This window comes from Candidatus Arthromitus sp. SFB-mouse-NL, from assembly GCF_000709435.1.
GTDB lineage: Bacteria > Bacillota > Clostridia > Clostridiales > Clostridiaceae > Dwaynesavagella.
In genome coordinates, this window is sequence record NZ_CP008713.1 from 1,166,496 (window position 1) to 1,180,676 (window position 14,181).

The following is a 14,181-nucleotide window of genomic DNA, read 5'->3' on the forward strand; positions in this document are numbered from 1 at the left end:
AAACATAGTAAATTTACCAAAATTTAGCATTATAATTATTTAAATATATTTTGATTATAAAAATCACCCTCCTTTTGTAATTTTTCGTAAATATTTGAGATCCCATCCTCCAAATTTATCTCTATAAATTTTTCACTTATACATTTAATTATTTGATTATATTTCTTACATTCTTCAAGTTTTAAAATTAAAGTTTCTTTATATTTCTTAGATTTCAAAAATTTCTCATTTTCATATATATTTTCAAATCTTAATATTTCCTCTTCATACTTATGTTCTATAATATCTAAGTAATTTATCTTAAATTTTAGAAAATCTTCGCTCGAAAACCTATGAATATAAGTTAAAGCATTAATACCATTATTTTTACCTGAACAAAATTCAAAATAAATCGGACATTTGTTATAAATCTTTGAATGATTTTTAAAAAAATCCTTTAAGAAATACTGAACAATATTTTCTCTATAACTTCCACCCTTAAATCCAAGAGAGCTACAAACAAATCTTAAATTCTCATCAATAAACTCCTTATCAAATACAATTTCTAAAAACTTCAAAAATAAATTGTAAATATCATTTTTAAAATATTCCTCTGTAGAAATTATTAAAATATTATCTTTTTCTGGGTAAAATTTTTCATAATCCCTTTTAAAAATATTATCTACATTATCTATAACCTTCTCATAATCAAGCGAATATCTTCCAAACACACATCCAACAAAATAACTCAAGAAACTCTCAACAAATTTTTTCTCATCAATCTTTCTTATAGATACATTTCCATCTTCAACTTCGTAAGAAACCTCATCTGAAAATCCATAAATTTCTTTGAAAATAAAATTTATTCTCTCCTCATTTCTCTTAACCTCTTCGAACATGGTTTCAACTTCTCTATAAAAATTATCATAAGAATCTTTAAGTCTTCCACTTATCTTAAATTCAATTGATGGATGAACTTTAAAATCCCAAGATGTTTCATAAAAATCCCATTCTTTTTTGCACAAATAAATATTTCTATTAGCAAGCTTTGTTATATCATCTAAATATGAATCATCCATTATAATCGGAAGATCTCCAATATTACCTATTTGAAAATTAACTGTCGGTGCTATAGAAGATAATAGATAAAAACAAACATTTGAACACAAAAAAGCTAAAATATATTTTTCATACTTTTTATCTGGAAAAAGAGAAGATCCAGAAACATCAAAAATAAATCCATAATCTTTATACCTAACACCAAAATTTTTAAAACCAAATAAAGACCATGTAATTCCTTTTTTGAAATAATACTTTCTATTTTTAATCACAAACTCTGGATCAGTTATTCGAGGATATTTCGCCTTCACAAAATTTATAAGATTTTCTCCAGAATTCTCATATTTAATTATGTACTCATTATTTCCATACCATTTCCTATAGTCCCCACCTTTGTTATATGGAAACCATTTCTTATCTATATTCTTCACATCATTATGATTTTTAGAGCAAAATTCTATATCACTTTTGTTAAGTTCATACCAATATCTAACAAAAGTTTTATTATCAGTTGTTGCCATACCTTGTTTTGGCTCAAAATATTCTTTAAGAGGTTTAAACTCTCTAAAAATTTCTCTTGCCCTCTCACTTATCCAATAATTTATTGGAGATCCTGGAACATCATCAAATGATTTCAATTTTATCCTTGAGTTCCTATTATGCGATATTGGAAAATTAGTAGGCTCACCACTTGCATTAATATCTTCATATTTAACATAGTTGTATATTCCTTCATAATCTTCAATCGATTTCTTCTTAAATATGGTAGCACTCGTTCCAAAAGCAATTGACATTACATTATTGTCCATATGTAAAAGTGAAACTATCGTATTACTTTCTGATATAGATTTTCTAAGTTTCTCAAATTTATAAAGAAACATCCAAGATTGCATAGTGAGCATTACATTAAATCCATTATCATGTGTTAACTCAAATCCCCTCTCAATAAATACGGAAAATAAATCCATTTTACTATTTGGATAATTCTCTTTTAAATAAAGTGCAAGTTTTTCCCCCATTCCACGACTACTCATGTATGGAGGATTTGTTACAACAATGTGATACTTACTACTCAAAAGTCTTGAGAGATTAATTAAGTTTTTCATACAATAAAGCTCTTCTTCATTTAAATAAGGATATATAGCATCTTCTATTGAATCAAAATCAAGTTTCTTCACAGATAAAAGAGAACCATATTCCTTTGAATCTCTAAATGAATCCAATATATATTTAACATCATAAAATTTATCATGCTCAAGAATACTTGCCTTCGCAAGTACACTATCATATATTTCATTACTCTCAATAATCGGATAAAGATTGAACTTAATATTATTATTCCTTAAAAATTTCCTAAATCTACTTCTACCTTTCATCATAAGAGCAAAGTATGCAAGTTCATACGCCCTATCATCAATATCAATTCCAAACAAATTATTTTCAAATATTAAATACGGAATCTCACTCTCTAAATATCCGTACTCCTTATAGATCTCAAAAAGAAGATCGAATGCATAAACCAAAATATGGCCACTACCCATACATGGATCAATTATTTTTATATCTTCTGGTGAAATATTTTTAAAGTCAGGTTCCCCAATCTCTGCATCAACAAAATATTTAAGTTTTACTGGAAATTCACTTTCTCCACTATTTTCTATGTAGAATCTCCCAAGAGAATTTTCGACCATATACTTAACAATCCATTTAGGTGTAAAAATTTGAGTTACAGAAGGTATATTTTCTTTAGATATCTTTATATTTTGCTTAAGTCTCCTAAAAATTTCATCCTTCTTTTCTGTTATGTAGTATTGATAAAGCCAACCAATAATTTCAACGTTATTGAAAAAATATTTTTCATCAATTTCCTCTATAATTTTTCTAATAAAACTATTCTCATTAGAAAGATTAACTGGAAAAAGTAAATTTCTATAATCATTTGTCTTTTTAAAAATTCCAGGAAGAATTTCATTTAAAGCATTGCATTGCTCAATAAACAAATACTTAAATAATTCATCAATTTTATTCTCGCTTTTAAGCTTAAGAATATATTCTCTATCGACATAAAAATCCAAATCATCAAAATATGTAACTATATCAGGATCAATCTTATTCTTATTTAAAGACGACAAAACCCTAATACCAGATGGAAGATAATTATTAATTTCCATAAATCTTATAGCAATTACACGATTGAACCAAGTATAAGCAGCTTCCTCAACAATAGAATCAAATCCTCTTTCACTAATTTTCTTAACTAAAATTTCTCTTTTCTCTATATCTTGTCCAAAAATTCTATATACCCTATCTGCTCCTATTTTATACTCCTCATACTCATTCCCATCTCTTACACCTTCTTGTACATGATCTTTCGTAATACCAAGTAAAAGAAGCTTATCAGTTACTTCCTTTATTAAACTTTTCCTCGCCCAAACAGCAAAATTTTTAATTACATTCTTATTCATCAATAATCCCTCTATCTTTTAAAAATATGCCCTCCATTTTAATTCCATAAATATCAAACAAACTAGAACAACCATTAAGCTTATCTTTCAACTCATACAATAAATCTTCACATATAAAATCAGCAATCTCTTTATCCAAAAATTCATCAACATACTTAATATTTTGATCCAAATATAAACTATGTATCTCAAAAAAAGAATTAACATATCCTTTTAATTTTGAAATACTACGATATGGATCATCACTATGTAAAACTTCTTTAATTTTTAATGCACACTCATATACACCATTTTTATCAGGAATAAAATTCTTATCTTTATTAAAAATTTCTATAGAAACAATAGCCCTCTTAAATATTTCAAACTGAACACTCGTATAAAAATTATGAACAAGTTCAAATTTTTCAAATTTTGATAATATTAGATTTTCATCTAAATCACATAAATTAGCATCCTTAAACTCGAATATAAAATTCTCAAATTCATTTACAAAATCAATATTCAAATAAACATTATTACTTTTTGAAATACTTTTAATCAAATTAATACGCTCTAAAATCTCATTAAAATCATCAGATGAAGTTACCTTAAGTTCATCAATACTATTAACAAAATATTTCTTACCAAATATCTCTTCAAATAATTTTTTATAAATATTGAATTTATGTTTTCCTCCATTATCCAAAAATTCAACGTAAATTTTATTTAAACTTCCTTTAACCTCTACAAACTCCTTAAGCTTATCAAAACTATAATCACAAAATAATTTTCCTTCTTTTACAAAACACAAAATCCCAAATAAAACATCATGTCTATTAAATCCATAAGGTATTTGTTTAAAATGAGAAATGATGTCAGAAATTTTTATCTTCCCAACATTGCTCAAAAAATTAAAAAGTTCTTTCATAAATAAAGAATTACAAATCAATATTTCATTTAACATTTTATCATCATTCAAAGCTACAAGCATATCTTTTGTGGAATCCAAAACCTTTTCAATATAAAAAAACTTATTAAATCTACATGAAATAATATCATTTAAAGCTATTCTAAAAATCTCCCCTACACTTGAAAATTTTTTACATAAAATTTCTCCATTTACAAATATCTTTGCACTCTTAATATTATCAAGTATTAAAACCTTAACTCTCTCTAAACGATTATTATGTTCAACTTCCTTTTGCTTAATAATTTCATAGAATAAATCCTTATAAGAATCCTTATTATACTTTAAAAATTTATCTAACTTTAGATATAAATTTATCTCCTCGACTAAACTTTTATCATTATCCAAATAAACGATAACATTGTTCTCTATACTAGATATAACCCTTATCAAATCCAAATTAAAATTCTCATCGTAATTGGTCATAAGAACTTTAATTCCAATAAGATTTGCCTTTGAAACCCTATATTCTCCGTTATCAAAAAATTGGTTAATACCGAAGTAACCCTTTCCTTGATACTTAAACTTGACAATCCCTATAACTTCATCAAATATTTCCCTGCATAACAAGTTATTTATATCATGTGAATTAACATTACTCCTAATTATTTTATAATTTATATCTCTCTCATTCTTTGACAAAAAATAAAATTTATCGCCATCTCTACTAACAAATCCTTCGTTAATAAGCTTAGATAAAGAATTCTTAATTTTATTTATTATATTACTCTCTAAACTAATATTGGAAATAATTAATGATAATATAGTATCCATGTTCCCAACCATATTCGGAACATACTTAATCAAAAATAATACCTTCAATATGTTAATATCAAATTCATCAAGCATCGTATAATCTTTTAAAATCAAAAATATGTACTGATGATTATAATCAATAAAATCACTAATCGCATCATAGAACATATAAAACGGAACAATACAGTTAATATCATAATCCTTAAAATTAATTAAAACCTTTTGAAAACAATTAATAATACTTCTTTCACCTTTTGATATATCCCTACTTATAACATTGTTCTTAATCATATAAAATATAATTTCCCTTAAAAGCTCAAGCTGATAAGGAAGAAAAGGATAATAATTTACAAATTGATCTCTATTTATACTATTTTGATGATTACTTATAACTAGATCTGATCCAAACTTCGTCTTTATAAAAAACTTTTTCTCATCATAAAACTCTCCTATCAGATCTATGAACTCATCCTTTTTAAGTAACAATCTCCTATTCAAAACTTCTCCAATATTAATGCTCGATAAATGAAACTTATTTTTAAATCTACTTTGAATTTTTGAAAAATCATAGCTTTTATCATTTACCATATTTAAAATATCAACATGACTTGTAACAATAACAAACACCCTTCCTAAACATTTAATAGAAAGTTCCTCAACAATCGTCTGAAGATTTAAAATCTTATTCACATCATCAGCTATAAATTGAGAAACTTCATCTATCATAAACACAATACTATGGTCCTTACCTTTTTTCTCTATATACTCGTTAACTTTACGAGCAAAAATATCAACATTCATTTTATAATTCTTTTCAATATTAACAAAATAATCTTGTGCTACATCTAAACTAAAATTCTTACACACACTCAACGCCTTAATTAAATGCTCTTTATAAAAATAAAACTTCTCTCTTCCTTCTTCCCAACTAATATTAGAAATATCTAAAAACTCTCGTCTAAAATCATCAAAAATATTTTCATCAGATAGTTGTTCCTCAAGTTCACATACAAATCCATGACAAGATGAAAATCCCCTCATAGAATTAAACTCATTAACAAATACATCAAGCATTAATTCTTCTTTAATATTTTTCGAATCTATATTAAAGATGATAACATCCTTGGAGATACCTGCTACAAATTCAAGATCGTTTTTAATTTTAAGCAGACAATCATTATTTTTAATTAATAAATCCAAATTAATTTGCCTAAGTATGTAATATAAAATCTTAAGAAAATGCGATTTACCACTACCAAAAAAACCTGAAATCCAAAATCCGATTTCATCATTTCTAGTAACAAAAGTATTTTTATACGCTTCAATAAATTTACTTATGTAATTAAAAATCTCATGAGTAATAACATACTCGTCTATCTCAACTATCTCTCTCCCCATATTTTCTGAAACTTTAACTACACTTTGTATATCTCTCTCAACATCTTTTAAAAAAATATCTTTGATAAACATATTACACCTCAAAAAATAACAACTTATAATTCAAAAAACCAAATTATAAGTTGCTATAAAATCATTTTAAATTATAATCTTTTTTCAAGTTCATTCTTCAAACTTTCAAATCCTTTTTTACCAAGAAGTGCAAACATATTTCTCTTATAATTTTCAACACCCTCCTGATTGAATGGATTCACAGCAGCCAAGTGACCACTTATACCACAAGCTTTTTCAAAGAAATAGATCATATATCCAATATGATAAGCATCAATCTTAGGTATAGTAACAACCATATTAGGAACTCCGCCATCTAAATGAGCAAGAAGCGTCCCTGCAAAAGCTTTTTTATTAACAAAATCAACTGTCTTACCATTTAAATAATTAAGACCATCAATATCTCCATCCATGTTCTTAATTGTAAGATCTTTTAATGGATTTTCTACATTTATAACAGTCTCCATAATATTTCTCATTCCATCTTGTATATACTGACCAAGTGAATGCAAATCTGTAGACAAATTAACAGAAGACGGATAAATTCCTTTTTTATCCTTTCCTTCACTTTCTCCATATAATTGTTTCCACCATTCAGCAAAGAAAGTAAGTGATGGCTCATATGATGCTAAAATTTCTGTACTATAACCCTTTCTATAAAGAATATTTCTTGTTGCAGCATATCTGTAACAAGCATTTTCATCTAAATTGTCGCTTCCAAAATCTTTTATAGCATCTCTAGCACCCTGCATGAGAGCATCAATATCTGCACCAGAAACAGCTATAGGTAAAAGTCCAACTGGAGTTAATACAGAAAATCTTCCTCCAACGTCATCTGGTATTACAAAAGTTTCATATCCCTCACTATCAGCAAGACCTTTCAATGCCCCTCTTGCCTTATCAGTTGTGGCTATTATTCTATCCCTCGCACCATCTTTTCCATATTTTTCTTCCAAAAAACTTTTGAAAAATCTAAATGCAAGAGCTGGTTCTGTAGTAGTTCCAGATTTGGATATAACATTCACATAAACACTTTTATCTTTAATTAACTCTAATAAATCAATTAAATAAGTAGAGCTTATACTATTTCCTGCAAAAAATATCTGAGGGGCTTTTCTATCTTCTGGACTTAAATAATTAAAGAAAGTACTATTTAAAGATTCGATACAAGCTTTAGCTCCTAAATATGAACCTCCTATACCTATAACTATTAAAACATCCGCATTATCCCTTATTTTCTGTGCTGTAATCTTAATTCTATTATACTCTTCTCTATCATAATCATTTGGCAGGTTTATCCAACCCAAAAAGTCACTTCCAGCTCCCGTCTTACTTTTAAGTAATTCATGAGCAAGCTTAACCTGAGGTGTTATCAAAGCCAACTCTTCACTATTTATATAATTTCCTAATTTTGAATCATCAAATTTCAACTTACATGTAGACATTAAATACCCTCCTTGAGATTTTTTAAATTTATGAAAAAACAAATCTCTATAAAATTATTTTAAAATAACTTTAGTTAAAAATAAAGTAAATAAAAAATAAACCAAAATTATAATAAATACAAAAGGCAAAATAGCCTTATATGCACTCTTAACTAATAACCAAAAATCTTGCTTGTCTATTTCTATCTTTTTATTAATTTCATCTTTACCATCATCTTTTTTATTATTCCTATTAAACAACATATTTCAACTTTATCCTTCTAACATAACTGATACCTTAATTATAAATTTTGAGCATAAAAAAAACAATAAAAAGCGTTAACAAATTCGCTTATTTATTGTTTCCTAAAAATTATATAATATCTATAACACTTAAAATATTTTTACATGTAATATTAATAGTCTTATATACTCCATCTACTCTCCTTATATATCTACCATTTAATATTACATTCCAAGATAAATCAGTATTTAAAACAATTTCACTCATATAGGAACTAATATTACAATCAACAATTTGATTATGCATAGTATCTGCATTAGAAAAATCTAAATTAAGATTAGATACAACCGCAACTACATTTACATTTAAAAGATTCTGTGAAACACCATTAATATGCAATGTAGAAAATACTTCTTTCACATAAACTTGATCTCTACTATCCTTAAATACTCCCTTTTTATTAGTAAATATCTGTGACTTTACACAAAGTAAATAAGCCCCATAAATTAAAAATACTAATGCTAATGTAAACTCCAAGCTAATTCCAGAAAATATAATAATTAAAGCTACGCCAACTATAATAAATATCTTACCCGCAGTCTTTGTATACCTATCCTTTAACAACGTAATACCATTATAAATAAGTAAGACAGATATGATATAAATCAAAACTCTAAAACTATTAAATATATTTACTCCTCCAATAAGGAAAATTAGTCCAAGAACTAAAAAGAGTAATCCCTTTAAAAAATTATGATTTTTTGTAAACATACAACACCCCCATAACTGTATAATCAAAATCACTTATTCTTCCTTAAATTTTTTCCTTTAAATTTAATCATTTGTCTACTAAACTTAATATTTATATACACCAATATTACCATCGTAACCATCATTATTAAAAAAGCAACAATATCTTTATATATAACAAAATTATTATCAGTAATCACTATAAACGGAGTAAAAAATGGAATACATACTAATAAATTTTTCAAATAATTAGCTGGAAACTGTAAATTAACCATTGAGAAAAAATATCCTATAGAAATCAAAAATACAATTGGAATTAATCCTATTGATAATTCCTCAATCTTATCAATCACACTCCCTATCAAAGTAAATAATAAACCATATATTATAAACCCTAATATAAAATACAGTACATATTTTAACATAAATACAGTGTCAAACACTATAATTTCTTTAATTATCGGAAAATACTTATCACTCATCAAACCCGTTATTAAAAACAAAATTCCTATGAAATATAACAACTGCATTAATGCAACCAATAAATAACCAAATAATTTCCCCAATATAATTACAGGTAATCTAACTTTAGTTATAAATATATCAATTATTTTTGAGCTCTTCTCTATATTTACATTCATAGCTATAAATTGTCCATATAATACAAAAATTGTATAGATGAATAGAAGCAACAAAAACGGATATGTATAATTTTTGATAACACCTATAACTTTATTTTTAGATAAACTCAATGATTCAAAATTGTAATTAGGATAACTTACACCATCTTCAAATTTCTTGCTTAAAATATATCTATCCAATATAAATTTGATTTCAGGATAATTCTCCCTTGTAAAGATATTAATCGTATTTTTAGAAATTACATTTATGTATCCATCGATATCCCCATTGTTTAATTTATCCATTAATTTATCTTCCGTAATTTCTCTTTCAACTAATTTAAAATAATACTTATTATCTAAATTATCTTCTATATTCCTTAAATATAAATTCAGCTCCAAATCATCATCAAATATATAATTCTTACCATCAGAGATATAAATCAAATATTCACTACTATCTCCTGATACGAAATTTAACTTCACAATTAAATCTGGTAAGATCAATATAACCATAATTAAAAGAGATATTACCAAAGTAGATATCTTAAAAAAATTTCTACTAATAATATCTCTGAAGTTATACGCAGCTATTATAAAAAATTTGTTCACCTATAAATCACCAGCCGTATTCAAAAAAATTTCATGTAATGATTTATATTTTAAACCAAAGTTAAAAATCTTAATCCTATTATTGTACAAAATATTTAATATATCACCTGCAACATTTTCATTTAATATCTCTATCTCATAAGTATTCTTATTTTTTACTATTCCTTTAACACCATATATTTTTAAATTCGGCAAATTCCCGTCTATCTCAAGAATTAATTTATTTCTGCCATAGGACTTTTTAATATTAAATAAATTTCCTTCAATGGTCTGAATTCCATTTTTAAAAATAGATATCTTATCACAAAATTCCTCTATATAATGCGTTTGATGAGTACAGAATATAATGTATTTACCACTATTAACAAGTTCAATTACTATATTTCTTAATATTTCAGAATTTACTGGATCCAATCCACTAAATGGCTCATCAAATATTAAAATATCTGGATCATGAATTATAGTTGAAATTATTTGTACTTTCTGTTGATTACCCTTAGATAAGGTTTCTATTGGCTTATTGATATACTCTTCTAATTGAAACTTTTCTACCCAATAATTAATTTTAGTTTTTGACTCCTTAACATCAAGTCCAGATATTCTTGAAAAATAAAACAAATGATTCCATACCGTGCTCTTATAATAAAGGCTCTTTTCTTCTGGCAAATATCCTATTTTTTCACCAATAACATTTAACTCTTTATTTTTAAATAAAACCTGACCACTATCTTTACTTATTATATCCAAAATCATTTTAATGGTAGTAGTCTTACCTGCCCCATTTCTACCCAATATCCCATATGCTTTACCTGATTCAACTTCAAAATTAACTCTATTTACGACTTTTTTATCACCATACGTCTTATTTAAGTTTACAATCTTCAAACTCATAATCTAATTTTTCTGAGTAATATCAATTCCATAATTTTCTTTATAATAATTAATTATGTAATCTTCCGCCTCTGGAATTTCAACATTTTGGAAATGATCTCTCTTTTCAGTTAAATCCTTCTGAACTTGCTCACTTTCATAAGCTTGTTCGTTTACCATTTCTCTAAATTTAGCTTGCTGTACAATACCTCCCACTACTCCTGCTACAAGCATAGCTCCAGATACTACTCCACTAGCTGCAACTACTTTATTAAATGGATGGTTTGCCCTTTGTTGTTCGATAGTCCTTTGAGTTTCTATTTCAGTTAACCTTTGATTCAAAGTATTAATAGTGGAAGTTGGATTAAGCCGAGAAGATGTAGATAAAGATGATGAGACTCTCCTAACGTTCTGAGATCTATTCATAGCACTCGCTATAGAACTAACTACACTAGGTGCTCTTCTAATAATTGACGCATTTGCACTAACTAAACTTCCACTTAAAACGCAAAAATTAACTAAAGCAAATGTTACCATTGACTTGTTCTTATTCAATTTAAATTTACATACATTACCCATATCTTTATCCCTCAGTTCCTATACTAAATCCAGGTTTTACCTCTGGAGTACTCTCTGGTTTAGCTATTGGATTCTTATATTTTTCAGGCATTGCTACTCCCCAACTATTAAAAAGATTTTGCATATATTTTTCACGTTCTTCGTAATACGCATCATACGTATTTTCAATTATGTTTTTCTGTACTTTTTCAGATTGATGGTATTGAGATTGAGTTAATCCTAATCCAACGGCTGTACCTACAGCACCAACTATTGAAACACTTAATCCAATACCTCCTAACGTCTTTTCTTGAGGGGTCAACCTATATCTAACATTTGTGACTAATGGTCTTTGTACTGTTCTTGATACTACACTCGCTGTTCCCCTAATAGATGCATTAGCTTTTTCACTCTGAGTCGCCAAAATATTAAATGCTATAGGCCCAGCAACCAATGTGCTAAGCATGCATTTTATCGCATTCACCTTCTTTTTATGTAACATATTCTCCTCCTAAATTACCATGTGCCATAACATATTTACAACAAAACAAATATGGCAAAAAAATTTCAATACATTTTGCTAAAAATATTTAAAATTAAGTATTACCCAACAATTATAAAAATAATATAAAGTGTTAACATTTTTAAAAGAGGTTTAATCTAATGGACACTTTAACAAATACTATTAACTCAAAAGTAAATTGTTTAAATCTAGATATTGAGGAATTGCTATATACGGAACTTTCATTTATAACAAATCAAATAAAATACGATTTTAGACAAAATTCTCTAAATAACCTTTCAAAATATATTGAAAAATTAGATGAAATCAAAACGCTTAAACACGGCATAACATCATATATAAATTCCTACGATTTTTCTGCAAATCTCGATTTTACAGAAACATCAAATGATATAGAAAATGCAATAGCTACATCTGGAAATGTGTATATAAAACCAAATATTCAGAAAATAAGCAATAGCCCAACATCATACTCAAATATTCCAGATAATAATTACTATTTTTATAATTTTAATGCTGACTACGGGGAAACGGATAAAAGTCTAAATCTTGTCTATAAATTAATAAAGATTGAAGACTTCGACTTGTTTCCATTAAAAATAAGTGGATTAAAATTATTTGATAATATTTTTCTTGGACAAACCTTTAGAGATTCAATGAAAAAATTGTTCTCTTTTTTATTCATGCTAAATGAATTACCAATCATAGAAATTTGTAATAAACAATCAGAATATTTTTCAAACTCTGCTGCTAATATGAATAAGCCTATTATGCTCAAAGAAAATGAATGTTATTTCGAGTCAAATGTAGATGAAGATGAGGCTATAGAAATGATAAAAACATTTTTAAATCATATAGACATTGATTTATCAGCTTGCAAAGTTTTAATGAATTGTTCTATTGACAAGGAAAATGAACATTATATAACAATTGTTTTATAAAATAAAGGCAACATATACGTATATGTTGCCTTTAACTTTAAAGCTTATTATTTAATTACAAGCTTAATATTCAATATCTAATATACATATAGCATTGTCTTCCAAAAAGTAATAAACAAACTCAACCATGTATTCATTCTCTAAACGAATTCTTATTTTGTAATATATATTCCCTAAAAAGTCAAACACATCTCTATATATATATTCAATAATATCATAATTTAAAATATCCTGAACCTTCTCTAAAAATATATCTTCATCTTTAAACTTCTTACATAAAAGAGTGTCCAATACCTCCACTAAAACTTCCCCCTTATATCGATAATAATACAAGTCTAATTGCTAAATATGTAAATTTTAAATTATTATTAATAATAATTTCATTATAACATAATATTTAAAAATTTTCCATGTATTAGAATAAAATCATTTTATTTCTAACTTCCTCACTAACCTTATCGCCTCGCAACAATGACAATAACTTAAATCCAAAATCAAATATAGATCCAGCACAATTAGATGTTATTATCTTATTATTTATTACAACCTTCTCTTTCAAATATATACCATTCTTTACAAACTGCTCAAATCCTTCATAACAAGTAAATTTATTATTCTCAAGTAAACCAGCATCACCTAAAATTACAGGAGCTGCACAAATAGCTGATAAATATTTATTATTTGAATACATATATTCAATCAATTCGTATATTGGTTTAAATTTCCTTATTTCCTCAACTCCACCGACTCCGCCTGGAAATATTGCCATCTCATAATCTGCAAAATTAATATCAAAAAACAGCTTATCACATATAATTTTTATGTCATGTGCACCAAATACTTCTAAAGAATCCGTTATAGATACCATGTGCACATCAACATTTCCTCTCCTTAAAATATCTACAACACTAATAGACTCGAGTTCCTCAAATCCCTTTGCAATAAAAATACAAACCTTCATTAGTTAATCACCACTTTTAAATAA

General features: G+C 26.4%; 12 protein-coding genes. 1 reads left to right on the forward strand and 11 read right to left on the reverse strand.

Going from position 1 to position 14,181, the window contains the following annotated elements; genetic code table 11:
* Window positions 1-35 precede the first annotated feature (35 nt).
* The 9 genes from pglX to SFBMNL_RS05660 all read right to left on the reverse strand — a co-directional run bounded on the left by pglX (window position 36) and on the right by SFBMNL_RS05660 (window position 12,234).
* Window positions 36-3,503 (reverse strand): BREX-1 system adenine-specific DNA-methyltransferase PglX, encoded by a 3,468-nt coding sequence (gene pglX / locus SFBMNL_RS05620; RefSeq protein ID WP_014018010.1) that lies wholly within the window; start codon window positions 3,501-3,503, stop codon window positions 36-38.
* Window positions 3,496-6,675 carry a BREX system P-loop protein BrxC gene (gene brxC, locus SFBMNL_RS05625; protein WP_042294791.1) on the reverse strand — a complete coding sequence of 1,060 codons (3,180 nt, stop codon included), beginning with the start codon at window positions 6,673-6,675 and terminating at the stop codon, window positions 3,496-3,498. The genes pglX and brxC overlap by 8 nt, the downstream gene beginning before the upstream one ends.
* Before the next feature lie 71 nt (window positions 6,676-6,746).
* Window positions 6,747-8,099, reverse strand: coding sequence for a glucose-6-phosphate isomerase (locus tag SFBMNL_RS05630; RefSeq protein ID WP_042294792.1), 1,353 nt, complete (start codon window positions 8,097-8,099; stop codon window positions 6,747-6,749).
* Window positions 8,100-8,153: 54 nt separating this feature from the next.
* Window positions 8,154-8,342: a hypothetical protein gene (locus SFBMNL_RS05635; RefSeq protein WP_005805673.1), complete on the reverse strand. Its 189-nt coding sequence runs from the start codon at window positions 8,340-8,342 to the stop codon at window positions 8,154-8,156.
* 109 nt (window positions 8,343-8,451) lie between these two features.
* Window positions 8,452-9,093: a hypothetical protein gene (locus SFBMNL_RS05640; protein WP_042294793.1), complete on the reverse strand. Its 642-nt coding sequence runs from the start codon at window positions 9,091-9,093 to the stop codon at window positions 8,452-8,454.
* Window positions 9,094-9,122: 29 nt separating this feature from the next.
* Window positions 9,123-10,304 (reverse strand): ABC transporter permease, encoded by a 1,182-nt coding sequence (locus SFBMNL_RS05645; protein WP_042294794.1) that lies wholly within the window; start codon window positions 10,302-10,304, stop codon window positions 9,123-9,125.
* Window positions 10,305-11,195, reverse strand: coding sequence for an ABC transporter ATP-binding protein (locus tag SFBMNL_RS05650; protein ID WP_042294795.1), 891 nt, complete (start codon window positions 11,193-11,195; stop codon window positions 10,305-10,307).
* A 3-nt stretch (window positions 11,196-11,198) separates the two neighbouring features.
* A complete protein-coding gene (locus SFBMNL_RS05655) occupies window positions 11,199-11,753 on the reverse strand; it encodes a hypothetical protein (RefSeq protein WP_042294796.1) in 555 nt (184 codons plus the stop codon).
* Between the two features lie 4 nt (window positions 11,754-11,757).
* Window positions 11,758-12,234, reverse strand: coding sequence for a hypothetical protein (locus tag SFBMNL_RS05660; protein WP_042294797.1), 477 nt, complete (start codon window positions 12,232-12,234; stop codon window positions 11,758-11,760).
* 161 nt (window positions 12,235-12,395) lie between these two features.
* Here SFBMNL_RS05660 and SFBMNL_RS05665 point away from each other — a divergent pair, with 161 nt between their 5' ends.
* The gene (locus SFBMNL_RS05665; protein WP_005805665.1) at window positions 12,396-13,196 is read left to right on the forward strand and encodes a hypothetical protein; all 801 of its coding nucleotides are present in this window, start codon (window positions 12,396-12,398) and stop codon (window positions 13,194-13,196) included.
* Between the two features lie 63 nt (window positions 13,197-13,259).
* On the opposite strand, the gene SFBMNL_RS05670 is transcribed toward SFBMNL_RS05665, so the two are convergent.
* Window positions 13,260-13,496: a hypothetical protein gene (locus tag SFBMNL_RS05670; protein ID WP_042294798.1), complete on the reverse strand. Its 237-nt coding sequence runs from the start codon at window positions 13,494-13,496 to the stop codon at window positions 13,260-13,262.
* Window positions 13,497-13,611: 115 nt separating this feature from the next.
* Window positions 13,612-14,157 carry a DJ-1 family glyoxalase III gene (locus tag SFBMNL_RS05675; RefSeq protein ID WP_005805661.1) on the reverse strand — a complete coding sequence of 182 codons (546 nt, stop codon included), beginning with the start codon at window positions 14,155-14,157 and terminating at the stop codon, window positions 13,612-13,614.
* Window positions 14,158-14,181: the final 24 nt, after the last annotated feature.